Here is a 14,287-nt window from a genome sequence, read left to right on the forward strand (position 1 = left end):
ACAGCGAAAAGACAGAAGCCGGAAGCACCCTGCCGCGTAACGCTCGCGGCTTCGCACCTCCGGCCTCAAGGTTAGTGCAGTGGAATCAGCCGAGCTGCTCGGCCACCGACTCCGGAATATCCGCGTTGGAATAGACGTTCTGCACATCATCCAGGTCTTCCAGCATGTCGATCAGCTTGAGCACCTTCTCCGCGCCTTCCAGGTCCAGTTCGGCACTGGTGGTCGGCAACATGACGATCTCTGCATCCGCCGCGCTGAAACCCGCCGCCTCCAGGGCATTACGCACCCCGTAGAAACCGGCGAACGAAGTGAACACGTCGATCGAGCCGTCTTCGTTGCTGACCACGTCGTCAGCATCGGCTTCCATCGCCGCTTCGATCAACGCATCTTCGTCGACACCCGCGGCGAAGGTGATCTGCCCCTTGCGCTCGAACAGGTAAGCCACCGACCCGTCGGTACCCAGGTTGCCACCGCACTTGCTGAAGGCATGGCGAACAGCCGCCGCGGTGCGGTTGCGGTTGTCGGTCATGCATTCGACCATCACTGCCACGCCATTCGGGCCGTAGCCTTCATAGGTCAACTCGACCACGTCGTCACTGCCGGCAGCACCGGTGCCACGGGCGATGGCTCGATCGATGATGTCGCGGCTCATGTTGGCGCCCAGGGCCTTGTCCAGGGCCAGGCGCAGACGTGGGTTGGAGTTCGGATCGCCACCGCCCTGACGGGCAGCAACGGTCAGCTCACGAATCCACTTGGTGAAAATCTTGCCTCTCTTGGCATCCTGACGCTCTTTGCGGTGCTTGATGTTCGCCCACTTGGAATGACCTGCCATAACTTGCTCCAAATTCTCTTTGAAACATTGCCCACGCCGCTTGGCGGGCGGGGCAACAAAACTCGACCCATAGAAAAAGCGCACCCGAAGGTGCGCCTTATCGGGCCGGCTTATTCAGCCTTGGGCTGTTCGCGCAGGCGGATGTGCAGCTCACGCAGAGCCTTGGCATCCACCAGACCCGGTGCCTGAGTCATGACGCAGGCCGCGCTCTGGGTTTTCGGGAAGGCGATCACTTCACGGATCGACTGGGCGCCAGTCATCAGCATCACCAGGCGATCCAGGCCGAAGGCCAGGCCACCGTGCGGCGGTGCGCCGTACTTGAGGGCGTCCAGCAGGAAGCCGAACTTCTCTTCCTGTTCCGCTTCGCTGATGCCCAGCAGGCGGAATACCGCTTGCTGCATTTCCTTGCGGTGGATACGGATCGAACCGCCACCCAGTTCGGTGCCGTTCAGGACCATGTCGTAGGCGCGCGACAGAGCGGTAGCCGGATTGGCTTCCAGCTCTTCAGGCGAGCACTTCGGCGCGGTGAACGGGTGATGCAGGGCGGTGAAGCTGCCGTCGTCGTTCTCTTCGAACATCGGGAAGTCGACCACCCACATCGGTGCCCATTCGCAGGTCAGCAGGTTCAGGTCGTGACCGAGCTTGATGCGCAGTGCGCCCAGCGCCTCGCTGACGATCTTGGCCTTGTCGGCCCCGAAGAACACGATGTCGCCGTCGACCGCACCCACGCGATCGAGGATCACGTTCAGGTTGGCTTCCGGGATGTTCTTGACGATCGGCGACTGCAGGCCTTCAACGCCCTTGGCGCGCTCGTTGACCTTGATGTACGCCAGGCCCTTGGCACCGTAGATGCCGACGAACTTGGTGTAATCGTCGATCTGCTTGCGCGGCATGCTCGCGCCGCCAGGAACGCGCAAGGCGGCGATACGGCATTTCGGATCGTTGGCCGGGCCGCTGAACACCTTGAATTCCACTTCCTTGAGCTGGTCGGCAACGTCCACCAGTTCCAGCGGGTTGCGCAGGTCCGGCTTGTCGGAACCGTAGCGGCGCATGGCCTCTTCAAAGGTCATGTGCGGGAATTCGCCGAATTCCAGACCCAGCACTTCCTTGAACAGGTTGCGGATCATGCCTTCGGTCAGGCCCATGATGTCTTTTTCGTCGAGGAAGCTGGTCTCGATGTCGATCTGAGTGAACTCAGGCTGACGGTCGGCACGCAGGTCTTCGTCACGGAAGCACTTGGCGATCTGGTAGTAGCGGTCGAAGCCGGCCACCATCAGCAGCTGCTTGAACAGCTGTGGCGATTGCGGCAGGGCGAAGAAGCTGCCGGCGTGGGTACGGCTCGGCACCAGGTAGTCGCGAGCACCTTCCGGAGTCGCGCGGGTCAGGATCGGGGTTTCCACGTCGAGGAAACCGTTTTCGTCGAGGAAGCGACGGATGCTGGTGGTCATGCGCGAACGCAGGCGCAGCTTTTCGGCCATTTCAGGACGGCGCAGGTCGATGAAGCGATAGCGCAGACGGGTTTCTTCACCCACGTCGGAGTATTCGTTGAGCGGGAACGGCGGAGTTTCCGCTTCGTTCAGCACTTCCAGCTCGTAGCCCAGGACTTCGATCATGCCCGAAGCCATGTTGGCGTTGCCGGCACCGGCCGGACGCAGACGCACCTTACCGGTGATCTTGACCACGTATTCGCTGCGCACGCGGTCTGCAGCGGCGAAGGTTTCAGCGCGGTCCGGGTCGAACACCACCTGGGCCAGGCCTTCACGATCTCGGATATCGAGGAAAATCACCCCGCCGTGGTCACGACGACGGTGGACCCATCCGCAAAGGGTTACTTCCTGACCTTCCAGGCTTTCGTTCAGTTGGCCGCAATAATGGCTGCGCATCATGGTAGTGGTTTCACTTCTCGTAATTCGAAATTCGATGGAGGCCTTGCGCACCTCAAGATGCCGGATACTGCAAGAACTCGCGCGTGTCGTTCAACTTAGTCAGCTTTGTCGCCACCGGCCAGGTTCTTCTTGGAGCCGGTCTTGAAGTCGGTTTCATACCAGCCCGTACCGCTGAGGCGGAAACCTGGCATGGACAGCATTTTTTTCAGCTCGGGCGCCTGGCAGGCAGGGCAGTCGACCAGCGGCGCGGCGCTGATCTTTTGAATGGCTTCCAACTGATGACCACAGGAAGCGCATTGATAATCGTACATGGGCATGGGGGGCGTCTCGGCAATCCAGATTACTGCTTGAACTACAGCCAGAGCCCACGCCAAAGCTCGGGCTACCTAGCAAAGAGCGGGATTATATCCATTAAATCGACCCTGTGCAGCCGTATGACCCTAAGGCAATCGTTGCCGACTGCCAGCCATCGGCCTGGAGACGCGGCAAGCCATTCTTCAGAGCACTGCAGATATATGCCGGTCGAGAGTGCGAACGGCGCACGGGGCGCCATTCGCAATAGCGGGCTTAACGATTTTCCAGCAGGGAACGCAGCATCCACGCGGTCTTTTCATGCACTTGCATGCGCTGGGTCAGCAGATCCGCAGTCGGCTCATCGCTGACCTTGTCCAACAACGGGAAAATGCCCCGCGCGGTGCGAGTCACCGCTTCCTGGCCGGCGACCAGTTGCTTGATCATTTCCTCTGCAACCGGCACCCCTTCCTCTTCCTTGATCGAGGACAGTCGCGCATAGATGGAATAAGCGCCTGGCGCCGGGAAGCCGAGGGCACGAATACGCTCGGCAATCAAGTCCACCGCCAGGGCCAGCTCGTTGTACTGCTCTTCAAACATCAAATGCAGGGTACGAAATTGCGGACCGGTGACGTTCCAATGGAAGTTATGGGTTTTCAGGTACAACACGTAGGTGTCCGAAAGCAGACGGGATAGACCGTCGACGATGGATTTACGATCTTCTTCGCTGATACCGATATCAATTGCCATGTTTCTCTCCGTTAACGGGATGGATTCACCTAGTCAGCTGCCGGACCACTCTAGCAAGAGAGCCACGCCCCTGCCGCCCAGGATCGTCAATCAGCCCTGCGGTGGATTGTCCCGCGGTCCGATCCGGGACAGGCCGCGCCGACGTCGAGTCAGCTCAGACCACAGGGAAAAGCCGGCGCTCCTTGGAAAACTCACTGCCATCTGTCTAGAACAGGCGTTTGCCCGATTGTGCGAATCCAGCTGCAAGTACCGGACATTCGTGCGCCCAGGCTGGGCGGCGGCGCTGATTTGAGAAGGCCTGGGCTTTGCTGTTAAATAGAGCCCGTGTCGCTGTTGCCTATTTCTTCGGCCAGCGCGCATAGGCTGACACCGCGTACGTAACCACCGCCTCACCTATTTGTTCAGAAGCGAACCGTGCGTGATCAGCTCTTCCTTGTGCTTCCTTCTTAACGTGAGTTAATCAAAATGTTGAAAATCGTCCACCTGCTGACAGGCATTGCAGCTTTGCTGCTGTCCTTGATTCCGAGTCTGAGATCTGACGCGGTTCCCTACCTGCAACAACCCGATGCTCTTTACCTGGCCCTCTTCGGCCTGCTCAACCTGATCCTGGCGCCAGTTATTCCCTACTGGAACAAAGGCTCTCGTCATCACCTGCAAAATCTGGTCAGCGCCCTGCTGGTCCTGGTCGTTGTCCTGCAAACCCTCACGCTGCTGGCTCCCATGCCTGTCATTGGTGGCCAACCGGCGGTGCTGGTCAGCTTGCTGACCGCGCTGATCGCCGTAGTCCTGCACCTGGCCATCAGCTTCTACAAATCCTCACCCTCCACTTCCGCAGCGCCAAGCTACGACATGAGCAACCGCGATACCGGCACCGTGAAGTGGTTCAACACCTCCAAGGGCTTCGGCTTTATCTCGCGGGACTCCGGCGATGATATTTTCGTGCACTTTCGCGCCATTCGCGGAGAAGGCCACCGTGTCCTGGTAGAAGGCCAGCGCGTGGAGTTTTCGGTAATGAACCGTGACAAGGGCCTGCAAGCTGAAGACGTGATTGCCGCGCTGCCGCGCCGCTGATCGCCCTCCATAAAAAAACCGCGCCCTGGCGCGGTTTTTTTGTGCCCAACGATTGAGCCTCTCAGTAATGAGGCGGCGGCGCCTCTTCCTCGAACGACTCGAACTGCCCGACCATTTCTTCCTGGCGCTTGAGCAGCGCAGCCATCTGCAGTTGCAGGCGCTCCACAGCCTTCTGCTGCGCCACCAGCACATCGTTCAAGGCCTGAATGGTGTCGTCCTGAAACGCCAAGCGACTTTCCAGATCGGTTACCCGCTCTTCCAGACTCATGACTCAACCCTCCAGAAACTGGAAATCATCGTCCAGCACCACTCGCAACCGATCACGAATGGCCGCCACCTGCTCAGCGCTGTAGGGCTTGGCCGGGTGCTTGCCCCATACCGGCGCTGGCCATGCAGCATCGTCACGCTTGCGCACGATCACGTGCATGTGCAATTGGCTCACGACGTTGCCCAGAGTTGCCACATTCAACTTGTCAGCATCGAACGAGTCCTTGAGCAACTCGGCCAACGCTGTGGTTTCCTGCCACAACTGCTGCTGATCGGTGACATCCAGTTGAAACAACTCGCTGATATCCTCGCGGCGCGGAACCAGGATGAACCAGGGATAGTTCGCGTCATTGGACAGCAGCAACCGGCAGAGAGGGAAATCCCCGATGGGCAATGTGTCTTGTTGCAGCCGTGAATCTAAAGTGAACACCGCGTTTACTCCTGCTCAACTTGTTTCAGCCCAGCGCCCAGTATGACTGACACGCGCCAGGCGACAGACACGCAGCATACCTGCGAACGCCCTGCTCTTCATGACCAATGAGCCGGAGCCCGGACAGCGCCCCTTCAGGCACGGCAAGGAACCGATCTCGATGCAATCGATGCGCCCCACCGCAGGACATTTCTTCGCACTCCGCACCATTTGCGCACAGAACCCGCGGTGCATTCGAAAAATGACTCCGAGCACCCGCAACGCCCTCAGCCCTATCAGGGCCTGACTGTATGAATCCTGCACAGCATTACAAAAGTTTTGCACCAAAACCGAACAAGCGGTCTACGCTCACTACCTCAAGCATCCGCCGTTTACTCACTTTGCAGTGTGCAGCGGTAACGTTTTGTCCTGCTGTGCAACTTAATGCACAGCCCTGCACCAGGAAAACCACAGAGTCAAGCCAAACAAAACGACCCTTGAAACGGCGGTTTTATGCGGTTTTTACAGCTAGCCATGCCTTATCGAAGAAAAATGGCCAGGTAAATACAGTTTGTGCACGCTTTTTGCATCCAACTCGGCATCGCCTGCAACGCACCATCAGTTCTGGAACGTTACAGGCTCATAATAATAGTGGCAGGGTTGCCCCGCGGTGCTTTTTAGAGTGTGTGCATGGGGGCTTTTTTCCTTCATTGTTCCCCATCGAAAAGCTCTGTTTTAGTTGCCAGTCTGGATCCAGGCTGACTGCAGATTTGCGACACCCATCGAGCAAATTGCGACAGGGTCGTAAAGAAGCTGAAAGGATAGATAGGCAAGTATCGCCAACATTGTCAGCGTGATATAAGTTTGCGCCGACACAAAAAGAAAGAGCCGCCCAGATAATAAAACAGGTGGGACGGCAGTACTCTTCTAAAAACCAAAGGAGCAAATCACGATGCGCGTGATGAAGTGGAGCATGATCGCCCTGGCTGTATCAGCAGGCACCTCGCAGTTCGCAATCGCGTCCTCTCAGGACGATGCAAAGGGCTTTATCGAAGATAGCACCCTGACTGCGAAAACCCGTGCGATGTACATGAACCGTGACTACAAGAGCGGTGTAGGCAACCACCAGCGTGACGATGGCACTTACAAAAGCGGTTATCGCCAAGATAGCGGCCTGAGCGAGCTGCTGCAGTACAACTCGGGGTTCACCCAAGGCACTATCGGCGTAGGTGTTGACGCTTTCGCCATGGGCGTGGTCAAGCTGGACGGTGGCGCCGGTCGTTCTGGTAACGGTATGGCCGCTAATAATAGCCGCGGCGAACCAGAAAAAGACTCGTCCGCTGTAGGTGGCGCAATCAAGTTCCGCCTCTCCGACACCGTGCTGAAATACGGTAATCAGATGGTTGCCAGCCCGGTGTTCACCACCGACGACGGCCGTCTGCTGCCTGAAGTCGCCACCGGTACCTTGATCACCAGCAAAGAAATCAAAGGCCTGGAGCTGAATGCGGGTCACTTCACCGCCCTGCGCTCGCAGACCGGTCAGTACAACGACAGCATCAACGGTCGTAACAGCGAAACCGGCCTGAAAAATCCAGGTCTGAGCTCTGCCGACTTCGCAGGCGCAACCTACCAGTTCACCGAGAACTTTGTCGGCGGCATCGCTGCGTCCAAGGTCGATGACTTCTTCAAGAAGCAGTACATCAACCTGAACTACACCTTCCCGATTGCTAACAACCAGTCGCTGAACGTCGACTTCAACGGCTACCGCAGCAAAGATGACGGTAAAAAGCTGGCTGGCGACCTGGACAACCGCGTATGGAGCCTGGCAACCGCCTATAGCATCGACGCCCATAAGTTCACCGTGGCGTACCAGCAATCCAGTGGTAAAACCGGCTACAAGTATGGCGTCGACGGTGGCGGTACCGTTTACGTAGCCAACTCCGTGCAGATCTCCGACTTCGTTGGCGAAGACGAGAAGTCCTGGCAGGCTCGCTACGACCTGAACATGGCCTCCTTTGGCGTACCTGGCCTGAGCTTCATGACTCGTTACATTCGCGGCACCAACGTTACCGTTGCCGACTCCAGCGATGGCAAAGAGCACGAGTGGGACGTGGAAGCCAAGTACGTGCTGCAAGAAGGCCCAGCTAAAGACCTGTCCTTCCGCCTGCGTAATGCCATCTACCGTGGCAGCAACGCCGATTACCGTGCAACCAACTACGACAACCTGAACGACCTGCGTCTGATCGTAGAGTACCCGCTGAGCATCTTGTAATATCGCTGCCCAGCTGATTGCGTTAACGCGCAATACTAATAAAAGCCGCCGCCCCTAATCAGGGCGGCGGTTTTTTTTGCCAATGAAAAGCATCAGGCAAAGCAGCCAATTAAATAGCAAGCTAACTAATAGGGTAATCAACGATAGTTACTCGCCCCACTAATTGTCATTGGCGAGCGCCCGAAAACAAACAAGGGGCTGATAGCCCCTTGTCTTGAACAACACTAGTTGACCGAATGGCCAAGTCATAAAACTGACTTATTGCGTTGCTGTTTCCTGAACCACGCGAATGACCCGCTGTGGAAAGGGAATATCAATTCCCGCCGCCTTCAAGCGATCACGGGACAACTCATTGAACCGGAACATCACATCCCAGTAATCCGCCGTCTTGACCCACACCCGCAATGACAGGGTAATCGAGCTGTCGCCCAGAGTGGAAACCACCGCTACCGGCGCCGGGTCAGCCAGTACACGCTCATCCTTGGCCAGCTCCAGCAACACTTCACGGGCCTTCTGCAGGTCCGCGTCATAATCCACACCCACGTCAAACACCACCTTGCGGGTCGGCTGACGGTTGTAGTTGGTGATGATGCCGTTGGACAGGTTGCCGTTGGGCACGATCACCGTCTTGTTGTCACCGGTACGCAGCACCGTGTGGAAGATCTGAATGCTGTCCACGCTGCCGCTGATGCCTTGGGCTTCAATGAAGTCACCAATGCGGAACGGGCGGAACAACAGGATCAACACCCCGCCGGCAAAGTTCGCCAGGCTGCCTTGCAGAGCCAGGCCAATGGCCAGGCCGGCAGCACCGATTGCAGCCACAAAGGAGGTGGTTTCGACACCGATCATCGAAGCCACGCTGACGATCAGCAGCACCTTGAGAATGATGTTGGCCAGGCTGCTGATAAAGCCTTGCAGCGCCAGGTCGGCATTGCGCAGGGCCAGCAACTTGCCCACTTTATGGGTCAGCTTGTTGATCAACCACCAGCCGATGGCCAGGGTGATGACGGCCAGCAGCACCCGGCTGCCGTATTCCATGATCATGGGAATCCAGGCTTGGGAGGCCCGGACCAGGTTGTCTACTTCAGCGTTCAAATCCATCTATTTCTCCAGATGCCCGGGGTTGCGGCGTACATGACTGACGGGCAGAACGATCGACTCCGCGGCAGCTCAATCGTTTCTGCCATTACTCCGGCCTCGGACGCCAATAAGCTCTAGAGGTTCCCGGAGACGCCGATCAATCGCGGAAGTTGTTGAATTGCAGCGGCATGCCGAACTCTTTGGCACGCAGGGCCGCGATAGCCTCTTGCAGGTCGTCGCGCTTCTTGCCGGTAACCCGTACCTGCTCGCCCTGAATGGCGGCCTGCACTTTCAGCTTGGCATCCTTGATATGAGCGACGATTTTCTTCGCCAGCTCCTTATCGATACCTTCCTTGAGGACCGCTTCCTGCTTCATCACCTTGCCCGAGGCATAGGCGTCCTTGACCTCCAGGCACTGCACGTCGATCTTGCGCTTGACCAGGGCCAGCTTGAGGATCTCGATCATCGCTTCCAGCTGGAACTCGGCCTCGGCGGTCAGGTTGACCGTCAGTTCCTTTTCCTTGAACTCGAAGCTGCCCTTGCCCTTCAGGTCGTAGCGGCGGTCCAGTTCCTTGACGGCGTTTTCCACCGCGTTGGTGACTTCGTGCTTGTCCAGTTCGGATACCACGTCAAACGACGGCATGTAATCTCTCCAAAATAAAAAGGGGCCTGTTCAAAACATCGAACACGCCCGGCTTGCGGTTAAAATCCGCGCTCATTATAACGGGTCTTTCCCCTCCTTCACCGCGTGCCCTCCCCTGAGCGGCCAAACAGAGCGAAAAGCTGATGTCCACCACCTGGCATGTTCTCGGCGCCGGTAGCCTCGGCACCCTCTGGGCCACCCGCCTCGCCCGCGCCGGCTTGCCGGTACGCCTGATCCTGCGTGATCAGGCCCGTTTGCAGGCCTATCAGGCGGCCGGCGGCCTGACCCTGGTGGAACAGGGCCAGAGCAGCCTGCTGGCAATTCCCGGGGAAACCGGCAGCAGCAGCACGCCCATCAGCCGCCTGCTACTGGCCTGCAAGGCCTATGACGCCGAGTCGGCAGTGGCCAGCATTGCTACGCGCCTGGCCCCGGGCGCCGAACTGATCCTGCTGCAGAACGGTCTCGGCAGCCAGGACGCCGTGGCCGCCAAAGTGCCCCAGGCACGCTGCATCGCCGCCTCCAGCACCGAAGGGGCGTTTCGCGATGGTGACTGGCGCGTGGTCTTCGCCGGCCACGGCTACACCTGGCTGGGCGACTCGGGCCACCCGACCCCGCCGATCTGGCTCGACGAACTGACGGCCAGCGGGATTCCCCATGAATGGAGCACGCAAATCCTCACCCGGCTCTGGCGCAAGCTGGCGCTCAACTGTGCGATCAACCCATTGACGGTATTGCACGACTGCCGCAACGGTGGCTTGCAGCAACACCATTGCGAAGTCGCCACGTTGTGCGCCGAACTGAGCGAGCTGCTGCAATGCTGCGGGCAACCTGCCGCGGCGCAGGACCTGCAACAGGAAGTGGAACGGGTGATCCTGGCCACCGCCGCCAACTATTCCTCCATGCATCAGGACGTGAGCAACGGGCGGCGGACCGAGATCAGCTACCTGCTGGGCTACGCCTGTGAGGCCGCGGCCCGGCATCGCCTGCAGTTGCCCCACCTGCAACAACTGCAGCAGCGCCTGGTGAACCAGCTGCAACGACGCGGATTGCCCAGCGCCTGAGCAGCGGCTACGCTGCCCACTTGCTCATTTCCAGCGATATAGCCGATGCCATTGCGCCAGCGCCTCGAAAACCTGCCGGTGGGCCAGAAGCTCCTGGCCGCCCTGCTTGTCCTGCTGACCACCGTACTGCTGGTCGCCAACCTGACCTTTATCAGTGCCGCCTACTGGATCTCCCAGGAAAGCATGGCACCCCAGGCGCTGCAGACCATCGGCCGGCTGGTGTCCAACCCGGCCCTGGCCACACAGGCACTGAACTCCCCGGAAGAGGCGCAGAAGCTGCTCGACGAACTCGACAGCTACAGCCCGCTGCGGGCTGCCGCCCTGTATGACGGCAAGGGGCAGCGCCTGGCCCAGTTGCAACACGGCGAACACCTCAAGCTGCCTGAGCGCTACCGGCACATCGAAGCCTGGCAAATGACCGAGTTCCGCAGCAATCAGGTGATCGCCCTGCCCCGTCCGGGCCAGGCTTCGGGGCACCTGCTGCTGGTGGCCACCAGCGAACTGCCGATGGCCTTCTATACCGGGACCCTCACCGCGAGCCTGGGAATCCTGATCTTCAGCGTATTGCTGTGGCTGGTCATCGCCCGGCAGATCAAGCGCCTGATCACCCAACCGATCCATCAGCTCGAAGAGCTGTCGCGCCAGGTGACGCGCGAAGAGAACTACGCCCTGCGCGCTGCCCGCGGCAACCACGATGAAATCGGCAGCCTGGCGGAAGCCTTCAACACCATGCTGTCGCGTATCGAAGCCCGCGAGCAGCAGCTCAAACGCGCCCGGGACGACTCCCAGGCAGCCTACGATCAAGCCCAGGGGCTGGCGGAGGAAACCCGTCACACCAACCGCAAGCTCGAACTGGAAGTCCAGGTGCGCAGCAAGATCGAGAAAAAACTCACCGGCTTCCAGAACTACCTCAACAGCATCATCGACTCGATGCCCTCGGCACTGATCGCCCTGGATGAACAGCTGTACGTCACCCAGTGGAATCAGGAAGCCAGCGCCCTGTCCGGCACACGTCTCGACGAAGCCCTGAACCAGCCGATTTTCCTCGCCTTCGAACCGCTCAAGCCGTTCCTGCCGCAACTCAAGGAAACCGTCGAGCAGCACACGGTGACCAAGGTCGAGCGGGTTACCTGGTTCAAGGATGACGAACCCAAGCACTACGCCCTGACCTTCTACCCACTGATGGGCGGTGCCGGTCGCGGGGTGGTCATTCGTATCGACGACATCACCCAGCGCCTGTCACTGGAAGAAATGATGGTGCAATCGGAGAAGATGCTCTCGGTCGGCGGCCTTGCAGCCGGCATGGCCCATGAGATCAACAACCCGCTGGGGGCGATCCTGCACAACGTGCAGAACATTCGCCGACGGCTGTCTCCCGAGCTGCCGAAGAACCTCGAACACGCACAACAGATCGGCGTCGAACTGCACACCGTCAACCGCTACCTGGAAAGCCGCGAAGTGCCGCAGTTGCTCGATGGCATTCAACAGGCCGGCGCGCGGGCGGCGAAGATCGTCACCCACATGCTCAGCTTCAGCCGCCGCAGCAACCGGCAAATGGCCCCTTGCGACCTGCCGGCGCTGATCGACCAGGCGCTGGAGATCGCCAGTAACGACTTCGACCTGGCCATCGGCTTCGACTTCAAGGGGCAGGCGATCGTTCGCCAGTTCGACCCGAACCTGGGCCCGGTTCCCGGCACCGCCAACGAGCTGGAGCAAGTGCTGCTCAACCTGTTGAAGAACGCCGCCCAGGCCATCCACCAACGTGAAGACGATAGCGAACCGGGCCGCATCATCCTGCGCACCCGGCTAAATCCCCCCTGGGCGGAAATCCAGGTGGAAGACAACGGCATCGGCATGAGCGAGAGCGTGCGCAAACGCACCTTCGAACCCTTCTTCACCACCAAGGAAATCGGTCAGGGCACCGGGCTCGGCCTGTCTGTGTCGTATTTCATCATCACCAACAACCACAAGGGGCAAATGGAAGTGCAGTCCACCCGCGGCCAGGGCACCTGCTTCACCTTGCGCCTGCCCCTGGCCAGCAGCCAGCCCCCGGTCCAAGAACCGCTACCACTGGAGAACTGAACATGGGTTTTCGCTTGTCGAAGATTTACACCCGCACCGGCGACAAAGGCGAAACCGGCTTGGGCGATGGCCGCCGGGTGCCCAAGGATCACCCTCGGGTCGAAGCCATTGGCGAGGTCGATACCCTGAACAGCCAGCTGGGCTTGCTCCTGGCGGGCCTGAGCGAACAGAGCGGCGCCTGTCCGGGGCTGGAGGAAGTGATTACCGTGCTGACGCCCTGCCAGCATCGGTTGTTCGACCTTGGCGGCGAACTGGCGATGCCGGTCTATCAGGCGCTCAACGAGGCCGAAGTGCAGCGTCTGGAGGCGGCCATCGATGGGTGGAACGAGGAATTGGGGCCCCTGGAGAACTTCATCCTGCCCGGCGGCTCGGCGCTGATCGCCCAGGCCCATGTTTGCCGCAGCCTGGCCCGCAGCGCTGAACGTCGCTGCCAGCACCTGAATGCCGTGGAACCCTTGCAAGGCGTCGGGCTGGCCTACATCAATCGCCTGTCGGACCTGCTGTTTGTCGCGGCACGACTGATAGCCAAACGCCAGGGCATCGCGGAAATCCTCTGGCAAGCTGCCGACAAACCCTGATCACACGGCTGGCCGGCGAAAGGGCCCGCAAACATCTGGGCGCCCCTTCGCTGGCAAGCCAGCCCCCGTATAAAGCACGGGGGATATCTTCAGCCCTGTGGCCAGAAGGCGCGGATACCGGCGACACCTTGAGCTCCGGCTTCCCAGGCTTGCCGAGACTCGGCAGGCCCCACGCCACCCAGCAGATACACAGGCTTGTTGAAGCCGCTGATCAACTGCTGCGCCTGTTGCCAGCCCAGAGGCTGTGCATCAGGGTGGGTCTGGGTCGGCTGCACCGGGGACAGGGTCACGAAGTCCACATCCATCTGCTGAGCCAGGGACAGCTCCTCAGCGTTATGACAGGACGCCGCCAACCAGCGGTCCCTGCCAAATGGCCGTCCGGCGCTGGCGTACTTGCGCAATTGCGCCGCTGTGATGTGCCAGCCCGCAGAGGGGAAATCCCCCAGCCATTCGAATGGCCCCTTGAGCATCAACTGCGCCTTGCCAGCACACAGGCCCACCGCGTCCACCGCCAGGTCGCGGTATTGCGGATCGTAGCCACCCGGGGCGCGCAACTGAATCAGCTTGCAGCCCTGGGCAATGGCCTTTTGCATGCCGCGCAGCAGGGTCGGGGTTTCCAGGCCTTCAGGGGTAATCAGGTATTCGGCCGGCAGGCGCGCGGCAGCGACAATCGGCTGATTGGCCGCGGGAAATTCATAGTCGGCCAGTTCACGCGCCGTGACCCAAGCCAGGGGCTGTCCTTCTGCACCATGGGGTTCGCCGCTGAACGCCGAAACCTCCCAGACATCCAGTAACACCTGTTTGTCCGGGTAATCGTGCTGCACTTTGATCAGTGGGCGCGCCGCTGTCACGGCAATCCCCAGCTCTTCCTGCAGCTCGCGGGTCAGCGCCGCTTCGACCGTTTCCTCGGCCTCGACCTTGCCGCCGGGGAATTCCCACAGGCCACCTTGATGTTGAGTATCGGCACGCCGGGCAATCAGGATTTTGCCGTGGGCATCCCGGATAACGGCCGCAGCCACATGGACTCGTTTCACCGCACTGTTTCCTCTAATCCGGCATGGGGCC

General features: G+C 59.8%; 14 protein-coding genes. 5 read left to right on the forward strand and 9 right to left on the reverse strand.

All coding sequences use genetic code 11. The annotated features are described in order from the left end of the window. Positions 1-85 precede the first annotated feature (85 nt). The 4 genes from LXM55_RS10965 to LXM55_RS10980 form a co-directional block, all read right to left on the reverse strand. The gene (locus tag LXM55_RS10965; RefSeq protein WP_233320382.1) at positions 86-832 is read right to left on the reverse strand and encodes a YebC/PmpR family DNA-binding transcriptional regulator; all 747 of its coding nucleotides are present in this window, start codon (positions 830-832) and stop codon (positions 86-88) included. Between the two features lie 110 nt (positions 833-942). Continuing rightward, complete coding sequence (aspS, locus tag LXM55_RS10970; protein ID WP_221811101.1) at positions 943-2,718, reverse strand: aspartate--tRNA ligase; 1,776 nt, start codon at positions 2,716-2,718, stop codon at positions 943-945. A gap of 95 nt (positions 2,719-2,813) precedes the next feature. Continuing rightward, positions 2,814-3,035: an FmdB family zinc ribbon protein gene (locus tag LXM55_RS10975; RefSeq protein ID WP_010457489.1), complete on the reverse strand. Its 222-nt coding sequence runs from the start codon at positions 3,033-3,035 to the stop codon at positions 2,814-2,816. Positions 3,036-3,285: 250 nt separating this feature from the next. Next, complete coding sequence (locus LXM55_RS10980) at positions 3,286-3,759, reverse strand: Dps family protein (protein WP_233320383.1); 474 nt, start codon at positions 3,757-3,759, stop codon at positions 3,286-3,288. 465 nt (positions 3,760-4,224) lie between these two features. On the opposite strand from LXM55_RS10980, the gene LXM55_RS32515 reads away from it, so the two are divergent. After that, the gene (locus LXM55_RS32515; protein ID WP_325169895.1) at positions 4,225-4,830 is read left to right on the forward strand and encodes a cold-shock protein; all 606 of its coding nucleotides are present in this window, start codon (positions 4,225-4,227) and stop codon (positions 4,828-4,830) included. A gap of 61 nt (positions 4,831-4,891) precedes the next feature. Here LXM55_RS32515 and LXM55_RS10990 read toward each other — a convergent pair whose 3' ends face one another. Both LXM55_RS10990 and LXM55_RS10995 read right to left on the reverse strand, forming a co-directional pair. Then, positions 4,892-5,098 (reverse strand): SlyX family protein, encoded by a 207-nt coding sequence (locus LXM55_RS10990; RefSeq protein ID WP_233320384.1) that lies wholly within the window; start codon positions 5,096-5,098, stop codon positions 4,892-4,894. Positions 5,099-5,101: 3 nt separating this feature from the next. Continuing rightward, on the reverse strand, positions 5,102-5,527 hold the full coding sequence (locus LXM55_RS10995; RefSeq protein WP_233320385.1) for an HIT domain-containing protein: 426 nt from the start codon (positions 5,525-5,527) through the stop codon (positions 5,102-5,104). Between the two features lie 931 nt (positions 5,528-6,458). Between LXM55_RS10995 and LXM55_RS11000 the strand changes: the two genes are divergently transcribed. Beyond that, on the forward strand, positions 6,459-7,778 hold the full coding sequence (locus tag LXM55_RS11000; protein ID WP_233320386.1) for an OprD family porin: 1,320 nt from the start codon (positions 6,459-6,461) through the stop codon (positions 7,776-7,778). A 258-nt stretch (positions 7,779-8,036) separates the two neighbouring features. Here LXM55_RS11000 and LXM55_RS11005 read toward each other — a convergent pair whose 3' ends face one another. Continuing rightward, positions 8,037-8,879: a mechanosensitive ion channel family protein gene (locus tag LXM55_RS11005; RefSeq protein ID WP_233320387.1), complete on the reverse strand. Its 843-nt coding sequence runs from the start codon at positions 8,877-8,879 to the stop codon at positions 8,037-8,039. A 136-nt stretch (positions 8,880-9,015) separates the two neighbouring features. Next, positions 9,016-9,501, reverse strand: coding sequence for a YajQ family cyclic di-GMP-binding protein (locus tag LXM55_RS11010; RefSeq protein WP_023966912.1), 486 nt, complete (start codon positions 9,499-9,501; stop codon positions 9,016-9,018). 143 nt (positions 9,502-9,644) lie between these two features. Here LXM55_RS11010 and LXM55_RS11015 point away from each other — a divergent pair, with 143 nt between their 5' ends. From LXM55_RS11015 to LXM55_RS11025, 3 genes are read left to right on the forward strand one after another with little or no spacing between them, the layout of a single operon-like run. After that, a complete protein-coding gene (locus LXM55_RS11015) occupies positions 9,645-10,562 on the forward strand; it encodes a putative 2-dehydropantoate 2-reductase (protein ID WP_233320388.1) in 918 nt (305 codons plus the stop codon). A gap of 45 nt (positions 10,563-10,607) precedes the next feature. Further along, the gene (locus tag LXM55_RS11020; RefSeq protein WP_233320389.1) at positions 10,608-12,644 is read left to right on the forward strand and encodes a sensor histidine kinase; all 2,037 of its coding nucleotides are present in this window, start codon (positions 10,608-10,610) and stop codon (positions 12,642-12,644) included. A 2-nt stretch (positions 12,645-12,646) separates the two neighbouring features. Further along, positions 12,647-13,222: a cob(I)yrinic acid a,c-diamide adenosyltransferase gene (locus LXM55_RS11025; protein WP_233320390.1), complete on the forward strand. Its 576-nt coding sequence runs from the start codon at positions 12,647-12,649 to the stop codon at positions 13,220-13,222. Positions 13,223-13,311: 89 nt separating this feature from the next. Here the strand turns inward: LXM55_RS11025 and LXM55_RS11030 are convergent, their stop codons facing one another. Beyond that, entirely contained in the window at positions 13,312-14,256 is a 945-nt protein-coding gene (locus tag LXM55_RS11030) for a Nudix family hydrolase (RefSeq protein ID WP_233320391.1), read from the reverse strand. Positions 14,257-14,287 lie beyond the last annotated feature (31 nt).

It is taken from the genome of Pseudomonas sp. Au-Pse12 (assembly GCF_021341665.1).
Taxonomy (GTDB): Bacteria; Pseudomonadota; Gammaproteobacteria; order Pseudomonadales; family Pseudomonadaceae; genus Aquipseudomonas.

Excerpts from the sequence above, each read along its gene's own strand:
- LXM55_RS10965 (WP_233320382.1), bottom strand. The coding sequence starts at position 832 with ATGGCAGGTCATTCCAAGTGGGCGAACATCAAGCACCGCAAAGAGCGT.
- aspS (WP_221811101.1), bottom strand. The coding sequence starts at position 2,718 with ATGATGCGCAGCCATTATTGCGGCCAACTGAACGAAAGCCTGGAAGGT.
- LXM55_RS10975 (WP_010457489.1), bottom strand. The coding sequence starts at position 3,035 with ATGCCCATGTACGATTATCAATGCGCTTCCTGTGGTCATCAGTTGGAA.
- LXM55_RS10980 (WP_233320383.1), bottom strand. The coding sequence starts at position 3,759 with ATGGCAATTGATATCGGTATCAGCGAAGAAGATCGTAAATCCATCGTC.
- LXM55_RS32515 (WP_325169895.1), top strand. The coding sequence starts at position 4,225 with ATGTTGAAAATCGTCCACCTGCTGACAGGCATTGCAGCTTTGCTGCTG.
- LXM55_RS10990 (WP_233320384.1), bottom strand. The coding sequence starts at position 5,098 with ATGAGTCTGGAAGAGCGGGTAACCGATCTGGAAAGTCGCTTGGCGTTT.
- LXM55_RS11000 (WP_233320386.1), top strand. The coding sequence starts at position 6,459 with ATGCGCGTGATGAAGTGGAGCATGATCGCCCTGGCTGTATCAGCAGGC.
- LXM55_RS11005 (WP_233320387.1), bottom strand. The coding sequence starts at position 8,879 with ATGGATTTGAACGCTGAAGTAGACAACCTGGTCCGGGCCTCCCAAGCC.
- LXM55_RS11010 (WP_023966912.1), bottom strand. The coding sequence starts at position 9,501 with ATGCCGTCGTTTGACGTGGTATCCGAACTGGACAAGCACGAAGTCACC.
- LXM55_RS11015 (WP_233320388.1), top strand. The coding sequence starts at position 9,645 with ATGTCCACCACCTGGCATGTTCTCGGCGCCGGTAGCCTCGGCACCCTC.
- LXM55_RS11020 (WP_233320389.1), top strand. The coding sequence starts at position 10,608 with ATGCCATTGCGCCAGCGCCTCGAAAACCTGCCGGTGGGCCAGAAGCTC.
- LXM55_RS11025 (WP_233320390.1), top strand. The coding sequence starts at position 12,647 with ATGGGTTTTCGCTTGTCGAAGATTTACACCCGCACCGGCGACAAAGGC.